This window comes from Flavobacterium sp. CR10, from assembly GCF_055814415.1.
The window spans coordinates 765,954-788,016 of record NZ_CP185985.1; the positions used below are offsets into that span (position 1 = coordinate 765,954).

Below are 22,063 nucleotides of genomic sequence, written 5' to 3' on the forward strand. Positions count from 1 at the left end.
TTTGAAAAATGAAGTTAAAGCAAATTGAAAGGGTAAAAAAAATCTCAAAAGACGATTTTGTTTCCCAATATGTAAAAAAACAAATTCCTGTTGTTATTGAAGAATTGACCGAAGATTGGCCAGCTTACAACAAATGGAAATTATCTTATATAAAAGAAATAGCAGGAGATTCAGTAGTTCCTTTGTACGACGACAGACCTGTAAATCATGAAGATGGCTTTAATGAGGCTCATACAACCATGAAAATGAGTGATTACATCGACTTATTGGAAGAAAAGCCTACTAATTATCGTATTTTTCTTTACAACCTAATGAAAGAGGTTCCTTCTTTAAAAAATGACTTCTTATGGCCAGATATTGGTTTAAAGTTGGTAAAGCAAATGCCGATGTTGTTTTTTGGAGGAGAAAATTCAAAGGTTTTTATGCATTATGATATTGATTATTCGAATATTCTTCATTTTCATTTTCATGGTGAAAAGCAATGCATGATTTTTCCTCCAAACCAGTCAAAATTTATGTATAAAGTGCCTCATGCATTAATTTCAAGAGAAGATATTGATTTTGACAATCCAGATTACGAAAAATTCCCAGCGCTTAAAAATGTCGAAGGTTATATCACAAATCTTAAACATGGCGAAATGCTTTATATGCCAGAAGGGTATTGGCATTATATGAAATATCTAACGCCAGGATTTTCTATGAGCCTTCGCTCTTTTCCAAAAAACATTGCCAATTTATCCAAAGCGGCTTACAATGTTTTTATTATGCGCCACTTTGATATTATGATGCGAAAAATTCAAGGTCAAAAATGGATTGACTATAAAAATGAAAAAGCTCTTAAAGATACACACCAATATTTACAGCGTACTCTTTAAAAAAAGCGGTTGAGAATTTTAAAAACTCAACCGCTTTTTTATTACCTGAATACTATTTTTCTTGTTGCTGTTTTTCCATTTTCTAAAGTTATTTTAACCAATAGAATTTGTGGCCCTGATTGAAAATTATTGACAACCCAATCCTTATTTCCAATTTCCTTTTTATGATATAACAATTTTCCGCCTACATCATAAATAGCGACTTCTTGAAGATTTTCCAATTCAGAGATAGATTGCAGTTTAATGTTTTTATCTTTAACAGAAACCACTATCTCCTGATTCTGATTTTCGAAATCTTCATTACCCAGCGTTTCACCTCCAGCCTGATTTGTATAACGCAACACAAAACGATTAAGAAAAGTCCCCGGTACTGATCTAAATGTATAACCTCCCGTTCTAAGGTTGTGGATCGTGTTGGTTACATTATCTTGCAGATAAATATCCTGAGTACTTAAATTTCCGTCGGTATGATCTATGGCAATTGTAAAATTACCTTCCGGAATAGTCGATTTATACCCCAAAGGGATTGTATCAGAAACAACAAATGGCAATGCTCTTCCTTGAATAACTAATTTTTTACCGTCATTTATACTATAAAAATCAACATAAGGATTGGCATTCATTGTGACAGCATCATAATTATAATCAAAAGAATTTGTTGCTCCAGCAATATATCCAATTAATATTTGCTTAAAGGCTCCCTCTGAATTTGTAAAATTTAGCCACACTCGATGTCTTTCAATCACAGCTGTTCGCGTTGATTTATAAAATTGACTATTGAACCCTGGAACTCTCATAGAATTAGTAAAGACTGCTTTTTGTCCTGTTTTTGATTTTGCAAAAAATCCTTGCCCTGCAGCAATATATCCTGCCGGAGGAGTTTGATTTCCTGGAGATGTTGCACCACTTCCTACTAAACTTCCAATCGCTGTATCTCCTGATAAGTTGTAAAATGCATAATCGTCATTAGTATAACGATATGTGTTAGTTCCTGGTACAGTTATTTTAGGCAATGTATTGTGTGTCCAAAAATATAGTGTTCCATAAAAATTAGCAGCATTATCATGAATAAACTCATCTGCATAAATTGCCGAAGGATAAGGATTTCCAAAAAAACAATATTTTTCTGCAATAGCTGCAGGTCCCTGAATAGTTCCATTATTTGGAGTTCCAACAAACTCTCCAGTAAAAACAGAAGGTGTAACATTATTAAAAGATTGGGGCCCTCTGATACTATAACCATTTCCTGGTAGCATTTCTTCTGCTCCATTATATACTGTTGCCCAAGCTCCAGCCGCAGAAAATTTAAAATATTTATCAAACAATGTATTTGGGGAAAAATCATGCAACGTAAAACCCGGAACTCTTGTTACTGGAGAAGACCAGTAGGTGAGATCAAAGCGTCTTACAAGTGTTTTTCTTCTATAAGTTATGGCACCAGCATTGTTCACATCTGCAATTTGAACTAGGCTAGAATTATTTTCAAAAATTAAAATCCCATTACCAATAACATTTACTTCATTTGTTACGGTTATTGTATTTGTTTCATTTACTACTAAAGATCCATTATTCTGAACCGTTAATCTGCTGGCAAAAAAACTGGCATTAGTTCCAGATATAATAGGATCAACTCCTACGTCTGGAATGTCTACGCAATCAGATGCTATAGGTACCCCTGCGGGTGTCCAATTTGCAGGATTTCCCCAATTAGCATCAACGCTTCCATTCCATGCCTTAGTGACAAAAGCATTTATTGAAATTGATGTTGGTTCTGATTCACAACCTGTTGTATCATTTTTCACTTTCACATTGTAAACCCCAGAAGACAAACCTGTAAATATTCCTGAGGTATTGCTAAAATCCGTCCCATCAATACTATAACTATATCCTGTTCCAGATGCTGGCGAACTAACTGTAATAACACCTGTGTTATTTACACAAGTTGGGATCTGAGTCACTGATGCTGTTGGTGCTGTCACAACGGCATTTACAGTTAAAGAAACATTTTGCGTTGCTAGACAACCGCCTGAAGTTGTAATAGTCATAATACCATTATAAGTTCCTGAGGTCGTATTTGCTGGAACGTTAACATTTATAATATCTCCTGATCCAGAACTAAAAGGAAATGGTGTAGCTCCTTGATCCGTCAAAGTAACCCAATCAATAGCATAACTATTTGGAGATCCAGTAGTTGAATTATAACTTAAAGTAGTAGTCTGTGCTGACGAACTTTGACAAACTGAAGTAAATACTCCTGAAGTATTTATTGTTGGAACGCTATTAATCGTTAAAAAAATTGTTTGAGTTGCGAAACATCCTTCTGATGTAAAAATTGACATTACTCCACTGTAAGTTCCCGCTGCTGTATTTGCAGGAATAAAAATATTATTGACATTACCTCCTACAGAATCAAAAGAGAAAGCAGTAGTTCCTTGATCATTTAATGTTGACCAATCAATTGAGTAGTTAATTGGCGAACCAGTGGTAGCGGAATAAGGCAAAGAAGCCATTTGGAAAGATGTACTTTTACAAATTGGAGTTAAATTTCCTGATGTAGTAATTGTAGGAGCTGCATTAACTATTATTGTAAAATTGCTTGGCATAGAAACGCAGCCATTAGCGTTCTTTACAGTCAAAACTCCTGTATATGTTCCAGCAGCTGTTCCCGCTGGAACCGCGATGCTAATCGGACTTGAAGTTAAGGCCGTATCCGTAACCGCTAAAAAATTGTTAGCCGGACTCGCATTCCATACAATGCTGTACGAAGTCGGAGAATTTGTCGGAGCATTATAGCTCAAACTGGCAGTCTGGGCTGAGGCACTAAAACAGACAGCGCCCGCAGTGCTAAGTGTGATCGATGGCAAGGGATTAACTGTAATTGTAAAATTGCTTGGCATAGAAACGCATCCATCTGCATTTTTTACAGTCAAAGTTCCTGTATATGTGCCTGCAGCTGTTCCTGCTGGAACCGCGATGCTAATCGGACTGGAAGTCAAAGCTGCATCCGTAACCGCTAAAAAATTATTAGCAGGACTCGCATTCCAGACAATGCTGTACGCAGTCGGAGAATTTGTCGGAGCATTATAGCTCAAACTGGCAGTCTGGACTGAGGCACTAAAACAGACAGCGCCCGCAGTGCCAAGTGTGATCGATGGCAAGGGATTTACGGTTACCGTAAAATTGCTTGGTGCAGAAACGCAACCATTGGCATTCTTTACAGTCAAAGCTCCTGTATAGGTGCCTTCAGCTGTATTTGCAGGTATGGAAATATTAATTGGGCTCGATGGTAAAACCGCATTTGAAACTGGTAAAAAAGTATTTGTTGGGCTCGCGTTCCATGTTATACTGTAAGTTGTTGGAGAATTAGTAATTGAACTATAAGGCAATGCAGTACTCTGAACATTCGAACTTGTACATACCGCAGTCGTAGCGCCCAATGTTATTGTAGGCAAAGAATTTATAGTAACTGTAAAATTGTTCGTTGCCGATATGCACCCAGCTGCATTGGTTACTATCAATGTCCCTGTATAAGTTCCTGCAGCGGTTCCTGCTGGAATTGCAATTGTAATAGGGCTTGCTGGTAAAACTGCATTTGAAACTGGTAAAAAAGTATTAGCAGGATTTGCATTCCAAGTAATGCTATAATTTGTTGGCGAATTGGTAACTGCAGTATAAGGCAATGCTGTGGTTTGCGAACTAGAACTTGTACATACTGCCGTCGTAGCACCTAATGTTATTGTAGGTAGAGGATTTACTGTTACTGTAAAATTATTTACTGCAGACACACATCCAGTTGCATTTTTTACTGTTAAAGTTCCTGTATATGCCCCAACAGCAGTTCCTGCAGGAACTGCAATACTGATCGGACTAGATGTTAACGTAGCATTTGTAACTGGCAAAAATGTATTTGCCGGACTTGCGTTCCAAGTTATACTGTAAGTAGTAGGGGAGTTCGTTGTTGCACTATAACTCAAATTTGAAGTTTGAGAGGAAGCACTAAAACAAACAGGAGTTGCTGTACCTAACGTAATCGTAGGTGGTCCACTCACGGTAACTGTAAAATTATTTGCTGCTGATGTGCATCCATTTGCATTTTTCACTGTTAACATCCCAGTGTATGTTCCAGGTGCTGTATTTGCAGGTATTGAAATATTAATAGGGCTTGCGGGTAAAGTTACATTCGAAACGGGTAAAAATGTATTTGTCGGACTCGCATTCCAAGTTATACTGTAAGTCGTTGGGGAATTTGTAACAGAACTATAGGGTAATGTGGTACTCTGTGCACTTGAACTTGTACAAACGGCTGTAGTTGAACCTAATGTTATTGTCGGCAAAGGATTTACAACAACTGTAAAAGTATTTGTTCCAGATACACACCCAGCATTGCTTACAGTAAGCGTCCCTGTATAAGTTCCAGCGGCAGTTCCTGCTGGAATTGCAATAGTAATAGGACTTGAAGGTAAAGTTGCATTTGAAACTGGTAAAAAAGTATTAGCAGGACTTGTATTCCATGTAATGCTGTAGTTTGTTGGTGAATTTGTTGTCCCAGTATAACTCAAATTAGTTGTTTGTGCACTAGCACTTACACACACTGCATTAGCAGTTCCTAAAGTAATTGTTGGCTGAGCTGTTACTACTATTTGCGTTGACAAATCTATTGAAGAAGTACAATCTACTGATGTTAAAGAGTTGACTACAATATTACTATTCCCTATATTAGTAAATCCACTAGCCGTAAAAGTTCCTGATCCTGCCGTAGTAACAATCATTGTTGCTGTCAAATTATTACCTGCAGGACTACTTCTATGATAGGTTACTGTATATGTTCCTACTGGTAAATTTGCAGGCGTACTTATCAATTGCACTTGAGAGGTATTTCCAATAGACGTGCAAACATTTGTAGCTGATAATGATGTTATACTATAAGTTTTACAAGTGTATGTAATATTAACATGACCTCTTGCCCCACTTCCTCCATTTTGTAATGATGAAGCGCTTATAGCTCCACCTCCCCCACCTCCATATACATTTCCTGGATTCCCTACATCTGTAGCTAATACTACAGTACTTCTTGCAGCTCCTCCCGCGCCACCTAGTCCTGAGCCAAAGTTACCCGCATTTCCTCCAGCACCAGAGGTAAGAAGCAAACCTAATGCTGCGCTTCCACCTGTCCCGCCATTTAAACCATTGGAAGTTGCGAGATTTCCAATAGTTGCGGTACCCCCAAGTCCACCGCTCGGATTAGAAGTCGTTGTGGTATTCGCATTTCCCCCCTGACCACCTGGTGCAAAGAAAAGAGTAGTAAATCCCGTTATGTATGAATCGCCTCCTGAAGCCCCATTACTACTCCCTCCTGCAGTAGTCGGACCTACAACAACATTCAAACTTGATACTCCTGTTGTGGTAATTGTCCCTTTTGCGTAAGCTCCGCCGCCGCCGCCGCCGCCGCTTCTTCCAACGAAAGGGGTTACATTTGCTGCTCCTCCAGCGCCACCTGCACCCCAAGCTTCTACAGTAACAACATCCATACCTGCTGGAAGAAGAAGAGATCCACTGGCTGTAAATGGATGGGAAATCTGCGCTTTAGAAGTCGTATAAAAAATTGAGAAAAATAAAATAATAAGAAATTGAAATCTTAAATTGAAATTTAATGGTTTACCCATATAAATTACTAAAGTTGAAAAGCTGAAGAAACGCAGCATAGTAAGTAAATCTTTTTTCATCTTGTGGTTTTTTAGTAATTGAAAAATAAATTCAAACTCAAAACAAGATTAATTGCAAAACCAAAGAGACTTAATATTTAAGGTTATAGAGAATTAAGAATACACCACAATTTTGCAATTAATGGAGGCAGATAGAATGACAGATTTTAAACTGATTTTGGAAGGAAAAAGTGTACTTGAAAGGCTTGTAAAAAATTGCATTTAATCGATTTAAAACGTACTTAATCGATTAAATGCTACAACAAGGTACGATTTTATCTACATTTAAATTAACATCGTAGTACCAAACCCATTATTTTAACACCTAAATAGGAAAAAACACAAAAAATAGGAAAAAACTGTTAAAACAAAAATAAAACAATTTCAATTTATTGATTTTCAATAAATTAACTACACCAAAGATTCATTATTAAGATTTACAAAATGAATTGTTAATTAAGCCCTACTTCTATTAAAAAATTACCTTTTTTGAGATTGATTGGCCATTATCAAAAATGACTTTTATTATTAAAACTTGATGAGAAGAAAACAAATTTTGGATATTTAGATTTTTAATTTCGAGCTTATCTTTTCTATACAATTGATTTCCCGAAACATCAAATATTATAACTTCTTTCAAATTATCTTTAAAAGATTCAATATTTATATTATGTTTCTTAACCGATATTAAAATGTTTTTAGAGTTGCCTTCAAGCGTTCTATTTGATAGAGTTTTATTAGTGTAAACTATCGAAAACCGATCGTTAAAAGTTCCAACTTCAGAATCAAATTGATAAGGCCTTTCAGAAAGATTATGAATGCAATTCAATTTTTTGTCTACTAAAAAAATAGGTTTCTTTATGAAAAAATCATCTTGATGATCTATTTCAATTTTGAAATGATCACCAATAGTCGTTTTGTAACCTAAAGAAATTGAATCACTTTCTGAAAAAGGCAACTCACGACCTTGAATTATTAATCTTTTATCTTTTATTATGCTATAAAAATCTATTGATGCCCCTGAACTTAAATATTCTGCATCATAATTTAAATCTAAAGAATTTGAAGCACCTTCTGCGTACCCTAGTAAAATCTGTTTAAATTCATTATCATTATTTGTAACATTTAACCAAAATCTATGTTTTTCATTAGTAGATTTTATTACTGAATTTAAAGCAGGGCGCAGAAAAGAATTATTATTATCTCTAATTCTCATACTATTCTTAAATTCTAAGTAACCAGTTTGGTTGCTTTTCACAAAAAAAGCTTGTCCTGAAGCAATTGTACCGTCAGGAGCATCATTACTCACGCCAGAACTTAGCGCCGACCTTGTACCAACTCCTCCTAACAAATTGTAAACTGCAAAATCGTCATTACTATATCGATAGGTATTGGTACCAGGTATTGTTATCCTAGGTGGAGTATTGTGTGTCCAAAAATATAACGCCCCTTTTGTTTTTGGTGCATTCTCAGTTAGAAATTTATCTGCACTTATTGCGCAAGGATATGGATTCCCAATCAAATAAAACCGATCTGAAGCAATAAGTTCAACTTCTATTTTTCCATTATTCGGAATCCCCTTAAAGACACCTTCAAATATTGCTCGTTCAGTAGTAGAAAAACTTTGTGGTGCTCTGATACTGTATCCATATCCCGAAATCATGGTCATTGTTCCGTTAAGATTTGTTTTCCATCCAGAGATTACATCATAACAGAAATATTTATCGAAAAGTGTTTCTGGTGAAAAATCATACAATTTCATATCAGCTACTGGAGAGGACCAATAGGTTAAATCGAATCGAATTACAGGTTTTGTTTTTCTCTTTAAATGAACAATTCCTGTGTTTACCATATCATCATCCTCTTGATACAAACTAGCAGAATCTTCTAGAACAAGAATTCCTTTACCAGTATAAGCAAATTCAATACCGAGAGTGTTTTTTTCAGATAAAGTAACCGTTTTCCCCTGTTCAATATTACAGCCACAAATATTGGCCGTCTTAAAGTTTCGAAAATCTTCTTTAAAATAAACATCTTTCCCCGCAGAAGGATAACCATTTGACCATGAAATTCCATCCCAGATTGTTGTATCAACACAAAGTTTTAAACAAGCAATTCTATGTTTTGAAATACCTGAAATTGAATTAAAATTTCCTCCTATGACCAGTTTATAATCTTCACTAAAATTCATTGCATATAGCGCATTATTTAATGACGCTCTAAAAGTATTGTCGAAAGATCCTGAAGGCATTAATCGAATCAACCTAGAAGAAGAAATATTATTATATGTTCCCGAAAAAGTCCCTCCAACTAAAATCTTATCATCGGGCTGTATTAAAATAGTACGAACGTCTCCTTTACTGAAACCAGTTCCCGAATCAAATGTGGAATCAAAACTTCCGTCGCTATTTAATCTACTAATTCGTTTTTGCGAAATACCATTAAAAGCTAAGAAAGACCCGCCAACAAGAATCTTCTGATCAGATTGCAGCGCAATTGTATAAACATATTTATCGAAGCCATTTCCAACATTAAAGTTTTCATCAATGCTTCCATTTGAGTTTAGTCGCACCAATCCAGCAAAAGGGACATCATTAAACTTTTTAAAATGACCGCCTACAAGAATCTTTCCGTCTGATTGTACAATTATACTTTCTATAATGCCATCGGCACCAAAACCAGTGATAAAATCAGGATCTTTTGTACCATCTGGCAATACTCTAATAATTCTACCTGCATTTACTGGTGATCCATTGTATTTTGTAAAAGCTCCACCGACAATTATTTTTTGATCTGACTGAATTGCCAACCCATAAACTTGTGCGTTAAATCCATCTCCGCTATCAAAAGATTCATCAATCTCTCCGTTTGGAAATATCCTAACAATACGATTATTGTCAAGATCATTGTACTTTGTAAAATTGCCTCCTAAAATAATTTTTCCATCAGTTTGTAATGCTGATGTTTTTATCAAACCATTACTTCCTGTTTTTGACATGTTGAAAACTGTATCTATTTTCCCATTTTCTAACAGACATGTTATTTTAGAGGCTGTCTCTCCATTAAACTTTTTAAAATTCCCCCCAATTATTGCTTTCTTGCTTGGAAGAGGCAAAATAGTAAGAACAGAATTATCAAAACCAATTCCAGATACTAGATAAGAAATATCTTGATCTCCTTCAGTACTAATTTTCACTAGTCTTCCTTGATTCTGACCGTTAAAAACAGAAAATGAGCCCCCAACAAACCACGAACCTTCTTCATCAAATTCTAAAGCCAATACTGAAGCAGATGCAGGACCAGAGCCAATGTCAAAGTTAGGTTTTATGCTTCCATCTGGTTGGAGAAAAATTAATCTTGTAACCTCGGCAGTATTGTAAAAACCTATAAAGGAACCTCCAACCATTATCTCTCCATTCTTATTTATTTTGATTGTTTGGACTCCGTCTCTACTAAAACCTGAACCATTTAAAAAATTCTCGTCTTTAGTTCCATCTTCATTCAAGCGAATAATTCGATTAGCTACAGTGTCATTAAAAAGAGTAAAATTGCCCCCTAAAACCATTTTCCCATCAGACTGTAAAGCGATCGCATTAACGTTATCATTAAAACCTACGCCACAGTTGAAGGTAGAGTCAAAAGTACCATTAGAATTTAACCGAATTATATGATTAGCTGAATTACCGTTAAATACAGTAAAATTACCCGTAAGGAGTATTTTCTGATCTGATAAAACTTTTGCATGTGTAATATTTAATGCAGATCCAGAACCAGTAAGAAACGTCGAATCGAGTGATCCGTTTGGCAATAAACGCGCTACTCTATTAACAGTAGTATTATTGTATTTTGTAAAACTTCCTACAATAATTATTTTTCCGTCTGACTGCGAGTCAATATCGTATACTATACCAGTCGTAGCTCCAATTGTTGTATTAAAAGTCTCATCATACGAACCATCTACATTTAAACGAATTATTCTTCCTGTGTTGATGCCATTAAAACTTGTAAAATTACCTCCCAATATAATTTTGCCATCAGACTGCAAATAAGAAGCATAGATTTTACCGTTAAAACCAGTTCCAGTATTGAAACTTTCATCGATATAACCATCTGTATTTAAGCGAGTAAGATAAGAAACGGGCGTTCCATTCAAACTTAAATAATCACCTCCTACAAGCAAAGTGCCATCTTTCAACATCAAAAGTGTCCGCACAGTATTATCAAATCCATCACCAATTTGTCCATTGTCGAGAACATTGAAGGAACTGTCAACTTTACCCTGCTGTGAGAGAAGTGTTTGGATTGGGAGCGAGATTAAAATTAATGTATAAAATAAATTTTTAATCAAAACAGAATAATCTAAGTTAATATTTGTAAGAATTAAGTTAAAATTATAAAGCGTTAATTAAAAACACAATACCAAGATTTAGGGATATTTTAGACATAAAAAAAAGTCCATTCTTTATAAGAATGGACTTTTATATAATCTATTTTTAAGTTACAAATTTGAGAAAACAACTTTTTTAGTAATTGTAGAACCGTTTTCTAAAGTCACCTTAACTAATAAAACCTGATCGCTAGAATGTAAATTATTAATTTGTAATTCTGACGAATTAACTTTTTTCTTGCTGTATAACGATTGTGCTCCTACATCAAAAATATTTACCTCTTTAATTGTTTCTTTAGAAGAAGTAATGCTTATTACTTTATCTTTTACCGAAACCAAAACACTGCTTTCAAGATTTTCGAAATCACCTGTTCCTAGTGTTTTATTTGTATAACGAAGAACAAAACGATCTGCAAAAGTTCCAGTCAATGTACTGAATGTATAGTTTTCATTGCGCAAGTTAGTGATCTTTCCTGTCGTTTTATCTTCTAAAAAAACTTCTTGCGTATTAAAGAATCCATCTCCATGATCTATTGCAATTGTAAACTCTCCTTCTATTGCAGTTTTATATCCTAACGGAACCAAGTCACTATTATCAAATGGAAGAGCACGCCCTTGAATTGTTAATTTTTTGGTTTCATTTATACTATAAAAATCAATAAATGAATTACCTGCAGCGCTAAAAGCATCATAATTAATGTCTACACTATTCGTTGCACCTTGAATATAACCAACCAATATTTGCTTAAAAGCACCTTGAGTATTTGTAATATTCAACCATATACGATTTTTTTCTATACTTCTTTTAGCTGTTTTAAGGAATTGTCCATTATTTGCTTCAACACGCATTGCGTTATTAAAAAGTATTTCTGTTGTTTTTGGCCTTGCAAGGAATCCTTGTCCTGCGGCAATAAATCCGTCAAATGGTTTAGCTGGTGCGCCATTATTACCAACACTGGTTGTTCCAGAAGTATTATAAGCTATATAATCATCACTTGTATAACGATAGGTGTTATCTCCAGGTGCTCTTTGTGGAGGGGTAACATGCGTCCAAAGATAAATTGTTCCTAATACATCTTTATTAGTCTCTATTAATGCGTCTGCATCTACTGCTGATGGATATGGGTTACCAAAAAAGAAATATTTATCGGCAACAACAGATTTTACCGTTATGTTTCCATTATTTGGAACTCCAACAAACCTTCCTGTAAAAGTACTTGGAGTGGCCGTAGCAAATTCTTGTGGTCCTCTAATACTATAACCATTTCCTACTTTCATAGACATTCCACCATATAAGTTAGTTTTCCAGCCTGCAATTGGCTCAAAATAAAAAAACTTGTCATAAAATGTCGTAGGTGAAAGCTCATTCATCTTTGGTCCAAGATCTGGTGACACTGTAACTGGAGTTGACCAATACGTCAAATCATATCGGCGTACGCTAGTTTCTCTCTCATAAACTATGTCTCCCGAATTTTGCACATCTGTCTTTTGTATTAAACTTGAACCATTTCTAAACACCAATCTACCATTACTTGTTACTGCATTTGTTATTGTCAAAGTCAAACCAGATGGAATAACTACTTCCGATCCAGCCGGAACTCTAATTTCTAACGAACACGCATCTATATTTGTTTTTGGTAAAGGTGTAACATTTGGGAAAGGCTGATTTGGCACAACAGAAGAAATTATAACACTTTTACTTCCGTCTGGCTCATTATTTGTCCATCCCGAACCATTCCACTCAGTAAACGAACTAATATCATCTATTGTAACAGATGCTGAACTTGAGGTACAACCTGTAGCATTATCTGTAACAGTAAAACTATAAGTATCTGCTGTTAAATCTTGAATAGGCAAAGTAGATGTTGTACCAGAATATGTCTTTGGCAAAGTAGTCAATCCTGTTTGGTTAATTGTCCAATCTGCTGGCAAAGTATCTACTGTTATGCTTCCAAAACTGCCACAAGACACATTGCCGTTTTTCACAATTGATGGTATTGGTGCTTGAATTACTGTAATAGTTTTAGTAACTGATATTGTATTGCATAAACCACCTGAAGTAGTCAATGTCAAAATGATGCTTCCTGATTCTGATGCTCCGGCTGTATATGTAGCATTAACTGGATCGGCTGCGTTTGTCCATGTTCCAGATCCTCCAGTCCATGTACCGCCTGTAGCTCCGCCTCCAACTGATCCTCCCATAGCTGCTGATACCGCTCCTTGGCAGATTGCAGATAAAGCTGATCCAGCGGTAGCTGTCGGATTTGGATTTACCGTAATTGTTTTAGTAGCGGTTGCCGTTCCGCATGAACCGCCAGAAGTCGTAAGCGTCAATGTGATGCTTCCTGATTCTGATGCTCCGGCTGTATATGTAGCTGTTGAAGGGTTGTTTGCATTTGACCATGTTCCAGATCCTCCAGTCCATGTACCGCCTGTAGCTCCGCCTCCAACTGATCCGCCCATAGCTGCTGATACCGCTCCTTGGCAGATTGCAGATAAAGCTGCTCCAGCGGTAGCTGTTGGATTTGGATTTACTGTAATTGTTTTAGAAGCTGTTGCCGTTCCGCATGAACCGCCAGAAGTCGTAAGCGTCAATGTGATGCTTCCTGATTCTGATGCTCCGGCTGTATATGTAGCTGTTGAAGGGTTGTTTGCATTTGACCATGTTCCAGATCCTCCAGTCCATGTACCGCCTGTAGCTCCGCCTCCAACTGATCCGCCCATAGCTGCTGATACCGCTCCTTGGCAGATTGCAGATAAAGCTGCTCCAGCGGTAGCTGTTGGATTTGGATTTACTGTAATTGTTTTAGAAGCTGTTGCCGTTCCGCATGAACCGCCAGAAGTCGTAAGCGTCAATGTGATGCTTCCTGATTCTGATGCTCCGGCTGTATATGTAGCTGTTGAAGGGTTGTTTGCATTTGACCATGTTCCAGATCCTCCAGTCCATGTACCGCCTGTAGCTCCGCCTCCAACTGATCCGCCCATAGCTGCTGATACCGCTCCTTGGCAGATTGCAGATAAAGCTGCTCCAGCGGTAGCTGTTGGATTTGGATTTACTGTAATTGTTTTAGAAGCTGTTGCCGTTCCGCATGAACCGCCAGAAGTCGTAAGCGTCAATGTGATGCTTCCTGATTCTGATGCTCCGGCTGTATATGTAGCTGTTGAAGGGTTGTTTGCATTTGACCATGTTCCAGATCCTCCAGTCCATGTACCGCCTGTAGCTCCGCCTCCAACTGATCCGCCCATAGCTGCTGATACCGCTCCTTGGCAGATTGCAGATAAAGCTGCTCCAGCGGTAGCTGTTGGATTTGGATTTACTGTAATTGTTTTAGAAGCTGTTGCCGTTCCGCATGAACCGCCAGAAGTCGTAAGCGTCAATGTGATGCTTCCTGATTCTGATGCTCCGGCTGTATATGTAGCTGTTGAAGGGTTGTTTGCATTTGACCATGTTCCAGATCCTCCAGTCCATGTACCGCCTGTAGCTCCGCCTCCAACTGATCCGCCCATAGCTGCTGATACCGCTCCTTGGCAGATTGCAGATAAAGCTGCTCCAGCGGTAGCTGTTGGATTTGGATTTACTGTAATTGTTTTAGAAGCTGTTGCCGTTCCGCATGAACCGCCAGAAGTCGTAAGCGTCAATGTGATGCTTCCTGATTCTGATGCTCCGGCTGTATATGTAGCTGTTGAAGGGTTGTTTGCATTTGACCATGTTCCAGATCCTCCAGTCCATGTACCGCCTGTAGCTCCGCCTCCAACTGATCCGCCCATAGCTGCTGATACCGCTCCTTGGCAGATTGCTGATAAAGCTGCTCCAGCGGTAGCTGTTGGATTTGGATTTACTGTAATTGTTTTAGAAGCTGTTGCCGTTCCGCATGAACCGCCAGAAGTCGTAAGCGTCAATGTGATGCTTCCTGATTCTGATGCTCCGGCTGTATATGTAGCTGTTGAAGGGTTGTTTGCATTTGACCATGTTCCAGATCCTCCAGTCCATGTACCGCCTGTAGCTCCGCCTCCAACTGATCCGCCCATAGCTGCTGATGTCGCTCCTTGGCAGATTGCTGATAAAGCTGCTCCAGCCGTGGCCGTTGATGACGTAGTTAAGGTTGAAATATATGCAGAATAACCACTTGTATGATTACTACATTTATTATAAGATCTTAATCTATAATAGTAAGTTGTGTTAGGGGTTAATCCTGTAACGCTGTAAGAAGTTACTAACCCTACATCTAAATTATTATATCCAGAAACAAATGATGAAAAACTATTAGTTGTAGAAACATCCAAATAATAACCAGAGGCTGTAGTTACGCCTGACCAATTAGCAGTGAATTGATTACAAAGTATATTACTTGCTGTTGAAGGAGATGGCACAGTAGTAGTTACATTTCGGCTTGTTATAACTGCTATTGATTGTGTACTATAAGTACAAGATCCTGCATTACTAGCCGTCCCCGTAATATTTCTTCTATAATAAACAATTGTTGGTGGAGATGGATTTGTTGCTGGTACTGTATAATCCTCCCCTGTTCCATTAGTAGCAATATTTGTCCAAGTCGCATTATCTGGAGATGATTGCCACTGAAACTTAATGGATGGGTTAGTATTTGATCCTTGATAAGTAATGGCAGAACCATCTAAAACAGTATTTACATTCGCACAACGGTAAACAGGGCCTGCAGTATTTATGATATTTACAGAATTTATTGTATCATCAGCTGGATAAATAGTAAAATCTGTGACATTCGCTTCATCATAATCATAATAATCTAATACTAATTGACTATTTCCATTTAGATAAACCAATACGTTTGTATATTCCGTTGGACCTTGTTGTATCCATGCATCGAAAACTTTAACACCATCTATAAAAAGTCTAACTCCATCATCTCCCTTTACTTTTACAAAATAGCAACCTGCTGGTAAAGTTGATCGCATTCTGTAACGTACAGCAAATGTTTCGCCATAAAAATTCTGAGAGGTTCCTGCTGCGGTAAAAGGTACAGTAGGCGTAAGTCCTACTCCATAACTTTGAGCGAATGAAGTTGTAGTTCCACTAACAGTATTTGCTTGTGTAAAGTATCCCAAATAGCTAGCATTAGTAAATGCATCTGTATCTGAAAGAGGGTCTACATCAACCGTATCCGGAAAATCATAAACGTGGGCAATCCATGAATTGGTTCCCTCTGCATTGGCAAGATCAGTAGTATTATTACCTCCAGTATATCTTACCGTAATAGTAGAATTGCCCCCTGCAGTTGAAGTGCAGCTGGTAGTATTATTAATTTTAACAAGCAACGTTCCTGTAAATCCAGCTGTCCAATTATTAATAGTAACTGTATTTCCAGTACCAGAATAACCTAAATTTGAAGTCGTATTAGCCTGATCAAAAAGTACAATTCGCTTGTTAAAAGATGATGTCGCAGAAATCGTATAGGTTAATCCTTTAATCACATTAACTGCTACATGTCTTCCTACAGGCACATTAGTAAAAGTTACAGTACCAATATCTGTCCCTGAAACCGCTTCTCTATTATAAATTATGGACTTTACAGAGCCTGATATCTGTGAAGTCCCAAAAGTACACTGTCCATAGTTACTAGAAACCACAAAAAACATCCCAACACAAAGCAATCCTAAACTTGGTGTACTTAATCTTTTGGATAAAATTTTAGAGGAAATGAAAAATAAAAACGAGTAAAGTAATTTTCTCATCATATAACAGTAGGTATTTGTTTTAAATTTGTTTTTGGTTTGCTTTAAAGCAAAAATGGCATTTCTTCCAAAGAACAATGTTCTTTTGGTAACTAACTGAACCCTAAAATGTTAAATTCTGGCATTTCAGGCCGGAATTTCAAAATGTTAAAATTCCGTACAAAAATATTTAAATTAGCCTAATACGCAAGGTTATAATTTATTTCTTTTTATAAAATATTAACAAATTTCAGAATTAATTTATAACTAATTCATCATTATTCAATTTAAACGTTAAAACGCATGAAAAACCCGACGAACAGCACTTTTACCATCAAAGAAGCTTTACAAAAGTTAGAGCATTTTTGTGCCTATCAAGAGCGTTGTCATGATGAAGTTGTTGCTAAATTATACAGTCTAAATATGACTCGCGATGAGATTGACAGTATTGTCGTACAGCTTATTGAAGGAAATTTTCTAAACGAAACTCGTTTTGCTTGCAGCTTTGCTAGAGGCAAGCACAGAATTAAGCATTGGGGAAAAATTAGAATCACAAATGAACTGAAAGCTAGAAACATTTCTTCAACAAATATCACTTTGGCCTTAAAAGAAATTTCTGCTGAGGAATATTATGAAACTTTCGAAAATCTAGCAGAAAGATGTTGGCATAATATTCCGGAAACTAATCTTTTAAAAAAAAGAAAAAAGTTCTGCGACTATATGCTTCGAAGAGGTTTCGAAAGTAACTTAGTATATGAAAAAGTAAAAGACCTCGAGGAAAAGTAGATTTGTTTCTTTTGCCAATAAAAAAGAGAAAATTAATGCTCGTTCGACATCTTCTCGCTTTACTTCATCTGTTATTAAATCGCCTTAAAAACCGTATAACTTTAAGTTGTAAATTATTCCATTTCTGAAGAATTTATAGCATATCTGACGTTTTTTAGTCTAAAAACGCAAAGATCAGCCCCAAAAAACCAAATATTTTACGATTATTCTTATAATATTTTTTGTCGTTTTATAGGAATACTTATCGAACATTAAAATTTTTAATGTAGTTCATCGACTATTTTATCAATTCATCGATTATATCGAGGTTCACAAAACCCTAACAAATTCTAGCTCGTAGATGTATCTATCTTTGCGCGGTTCAAAAAGTCTTATGCCAGCATAACAAATTGATAGAAACATTTAGCATGAAAAAAACTTTACTTTTATTCTTATTATTGCCTTTTTTTGGATTCGCTCAATTGAATCGTAATTATGTCATTGGTTCAAAATCTGGAGCCGATTTTAAAAATCTTCCAGAAGCAATTGAAAAACTGAAAGATGTGGGAATAGATAGAGATATTCAGTTGCTATTGGATGAAAATCAAAATTTATCTTCTCAATTAACAATTACCAGTTTTAAAAATAAAAACAAAAACACAGTAACCATAAGACCAAATGATGGAAAAGAAATTATCATCTCTGGAAAAGTTAGTAATGGTGCTTTAATTGCACTTAATAATGCAGATTACATTATCATTGACGGAAACAATACAGTTTCTGACAACAAGTTAAAAATTTACAACAATTTTGACGACATCAATAACAGCTATTCAAGTCGAGTTGCAATTTGGTTGTACAAAAAGTCTGAGAACAATTCTATTAAAAATTTAACAATCGAATTAAACACTTTAGGTGATGCAATAGGAACAACATCGACTGGAATTTTGGCCTCTGGAGATAGCTTCGACAGTAATGCGAATAATATTGACAACACCATTCAAAATGTAACATTCGTCAATGTTAAGCAAGCTATAGTTGTAAAAGGTCAAAACAAAAACAATACTGGATGGAAAATTTTAAATAATAGAATAAGCACAAAAGCTTTTTTAGGTATTTCTCTTTTAAATGTAAATGATTATTCAGTAATAGGAAATATATTAGACGGAATAAAAATCCCTTCCAATTTTGATGGTAATCTTAATCTTAACTTTTCTGGGATATATCTAGAAAATGCCAATGATGGAACTGTCTCAAACAATACCATTTCAAATATAGAAAACCGCAAAGGTTACGGTATTGGCTATCCAATTTACATTAAAGGAGACAATGTAACGCTTTCTCAAAACATAGTTTCTAATTTCTTTTCAAACTCAACTAGTACTGGAACATTAGCGATTAAACTAGAAGGTAATGGCGCATCGATCTATAATAATAAAATTAGCTCTGTAATTTCTGACCAGGCTGTAACTGCTAGCGGAATTTATACAACAGGGAACAATCAACTGCTATATAACAATTTTGTCCTTGACGTAAGTTCAGCTGGAGGTGGCGGTGTAAGTAGTCAAAATGGTTTTGGTATTTATATTGACAATGGTACTGGCGTTAAATTATACCATAATAGTGTAAAACTTTTAACTAATCAGCCTAACGGATGTTCATCTGCTTTATACGTAAAAGATGGTTCTGGATTTGATATTAGAAACAATATATTTGTAAATGCTCAAACATCAGGAAGCGAACGTTTTGCAGTATACTTCGAATCTTCAGATCGTTCAAAATTCCCTACATTAGACTACAATAACTACTATAGCTCACAGTATGTTGGAACCTTTGGAAGTTACTACACATCAACAAACAAAAAAACCACTCTTGACGAATGGAAAGAAGCAACAAGTAAGGATAGTAATTCTAAAAATGGAAATCCGTTATTTCTAAACAACAGTTTATATTTAGATGCAAATAATGCCGTAAATAAAACACTTATAGGAACTTTAATTGCAGTTGTACCAACAGACATAGACAATAGCACAAGGGTAAAACCATATATGGGAGCACATGAATTGGCAACTTGTGTACCGATTGGTGACCAAACTGCTTTTGGAGCAAATATCTGGAATGGTTATGTATATAAAATAACAGATAACGCCGCTTTGCCACCAAATATTTCTTATCCTGCTTTGCCAAATACTAGTGTTGCAACTTATATAGGAACAGTAACTGAAAACAAAAACTTTGATAGAAATATTGGAGGAAGCACTATTACAGGTGAAACTTCAAATTTTTCTTGTGATGAAGCTCCTTCTGATAGATTCTTTGTCAGATACAAAATGCTAGCCGATATTTCTGAAGCTGGCTTATACAATTTTGATATTGGAAGTGACGATGGAGTAAGACTTTATATCGATGATGCAGCTGTACCAGTTGTGTCGAGATGGAATGGCCATGGTTTCACTATGGACTATGCTACACAAAATCTAACAGTTGGACAACATAAATTTGTTCTTGAGTATTACGAAGACGGTGGCGATTCTAGAGTTTCTTTTTTCTTTGGTATTCCAAAAGGAAATCCTTCTGAATATGGAGACAAGGTATGGAATGTTTATGGCTACGTTAACAATGATATATCCTTAACCAATGTAAGATATGCTGGTTATTATGTTGACCCAAATTTAAATCTTGATTCAACAAATTATTGGCCAAAGGACAAATCGCCTTCGTCTGCAACCATCTGGCAAGGTTCTCAAATACCAGACAATAGCTTTACAGCCGTTTTTAAACGTAAAGGCTTTGATTGCGGATCTTATCAATTGCAACATGTTAATCATGATGATGCAATTGAGATTTACATTGACGATATTTTAATTTATTCTCAAAATGGCTGGAACAACAATTCGTTTCCAATTAATAACAACCAACTTTATGCCTTAAACAATAATTCTAGAGTAGAAATTCGTTTAAGAGAGGATGGCGGTGATGCTAATCTTGGCATTAATTTTAACAAATCTAATATAGTTTATGACGGAACTGGTACTATTCCAAACGGAAGCGCCGTAATTATAAATCAAAATACTGTATTAGAATCTGACCTTACTGTTTGTTCTTGTACTATCAATCCAAATGTTACATTAACTGTTAAAAAAGATGTTACTTTAACAGTCGATGAAAATATAAACGTTGGAGCTGGGGCAAAATTACTTATTCAATCTGGAGGATCATTACTGCAAACTTCAACGAGTAAAACAAACTTTACTGGAAGCCCTGAAAGTTTTGAAATACAAAGAACCACTAGTATTCGTCGTTTTGATTTGACTTATTGGTCATCACCTGTGGACAATAAAGATTTTAAAATGAATACTTTATCTCCGGAAACTTTATATGATAAATTTTTCTATTGGACTTCCGATTTCAAATGGGCAACAGATTTGTACGGAAAAATGACAATGGAGCCAACAAAAGGATACAGTATTAGAGGTCCGCAGTCTTTTAACAATCAAATTCCTTCTGATTTTACTGGAAAATTCTATGGAACACCAAACAATGGAGATTTTACAATTCCAACAACTGCAGATAAATATTATCTTATTGGAAATCCATATCCGTCTGCTATAGACGGGCGAAAATTTATTAGAGATAATGGAGATGTAGGACCATTATATTTCTGGACGCACGTTTCGCTTCCTAAAAAAGAAAATGGCAGTAACACCGCTAAATACAGTAGCCCAGATTATGCTATTTTAACGCTATTTGGGTCAACAAAAGCTACAACTGGAGGCGAGGCTCCTTCAGGATACATTGGAGTGGGGCAAGCATTTATGTTAAAACCAAAAGTAACATCGCTTCGATTTACCAATGAGCAGCGTGTTAAAGCACAAAACACACAGTTTTTCAAAACTACTGAAAAAGAAACAGAAATTGAAGCAAATCGTCTATGGCTAAATTTAAGTAATGATGAGGACGCATTTAAACAATTACTAATCGGATATGCAGAAGGCGCAACAAACAGTTTCGATTATAGCTATGATGCCACAACATTATCCAGCAATTCTTACATAGATTTTTACACCATCAATGAAGCTAAAAGGTTAACTATTCAGGCAAGAGCTTTACCGTTTGATAATACAGAAATCATTCCTCTTGGCTATAAAGCGGTTGCCGAAACTCAACTTACAATTTCAATTGATCACGCTGATGGTTTTTTTAACACCCAGGAAGTCTATCTTGAAGACAAAACAACAGGTATTGTGACTGATTTGCGTGCTGATAATTATACTTTTAATACAGCTATTGGAACATTTCCAGATCGTTTTGTACTGCGTTATACAAATAAAACATTAGGCACAGATGACTTTGAAAATGTAAAAGATGGAGTTATAGTTGCTGTAAAATCAAAAGCAATAAAAGTGACCAGCAAAAATGAAAACATTAATGAAGTAAAAATCTATACAGTTAGCGGGCAATTGCTTTACAACAAAAATAAGATTGAAGCAAAAGAACTAAACATTACAAACTTACATTCTAGCAATCAAGTTTTACTAATAAAAGCAATTCTAGAAAATGGCCACGTAGTCACTAAGAAAATTATATTTAATTAATAACAAGAAACCCATCTATGCGATGGGTTTCTTGTTTTTTATTGTTCT

At 35.9% G+C, this 22,063-nt stretch carries 6 protein-coding genes; 3 read left to right on the forward strand and 3 right to left on the reverse strand.

The annotated features are described in order from the left end of the window. Window positions 1-8: 8 nt before the first annotated feature. Entirely contained in the window at window positions 9-875 is an 867-nt protein-coding gene (locus ACNRYB_RS03640) for a cupin-like domain-containing protein (RefSeq protein ID WP_343704955.1), read from the forward strand. Between the two features lie 41 nt (window positions 876-916). Here ACNRYB_RS03640 and ACNRYB_RS03645 read toward each other — a convergent pair whose 3' ends face one another. The 3 genes from ACNRYB_RS03645 to ACNRYB_RS03655 all read right to left on the reverse strand — a co-directional run bounded on the left by ACNRYB_RS03645 (window position 917) and on the right by ACNRYB_RS03655 (window position 16,679). Next, window positions 917-6,598 carry a T9SS sorting signal type C domain-containing protein gene (locus ACNRYB_RS03645; RefSeq protein ID WP_473729263.1) on the reverse strand — a complete coding sequence of 1,894 codons (5,682 nt, stop codon included), beginning with the start codon at window positions 6,596-6,598 and terminating at the stop codon, window positions 917-919. A gap of 451 nt (window positions 6,599-7,049) precedes the next feature. Then, window positions 7,050-10,925 carry a T9SS sorting signal type C domain-containing protein gene (locus ACNRYB_RS03650; RefSeq protein WP_473729264.1) on the reverse strand — a complete coding sequence of 1,292 codons (3,876 nt, stop codon included), beginning with the start codon at window positions 10,923-10,925 and terminating at the stop codon, window positions 7,050-7,052. A gap of 150 nt (window positions 10,926-11,075) precedes the next feature. Next, window positions 11,076-16,679, reverse strand: coding sequence for a T9SS sorting signal type C domain-containing protein (locus ACNRYB_RS03655; protein WP_473729265.1), 5,604 nt, complete (start codon window positions 16,677-16,679; stop codon window positions 11,076-11,078). A gap of 279 nt (window positions 16,680-16,958) precedes the next feature. On the opposite strand from ACNRYB_RS03655, the gene ACNRYB_RS03660 reads away from it, so the two are divergent. Then, window positions 16,959-17,441, forward strand: coding sequence for a regulatory protein RecX (locus tag ACNRYB_RS03660; RefSeq protein WP_473729266.1), 483 nt, complete (start codon window positions 16,959-16,961; stop codon window positions 17,439-17,441). 407 nt (window positions 17,442-17,848) lie between these two features. Beyond that, the gene (locus ACNRYB_RS03665; RefSeq protein WP_473729267.1) at window positions 17,849-22,015 is read left to right on the forward strand and encodes a T9SS sorting signal type C domain-containing protein; all 4,167 of its coding nucleotides are present in this window, start codon (window positions 17,849-17,851) and stop codon (window positions 22,013-22,015) included. Window positions 22,016-22,063: the final 48 nt, after the last annotated feature.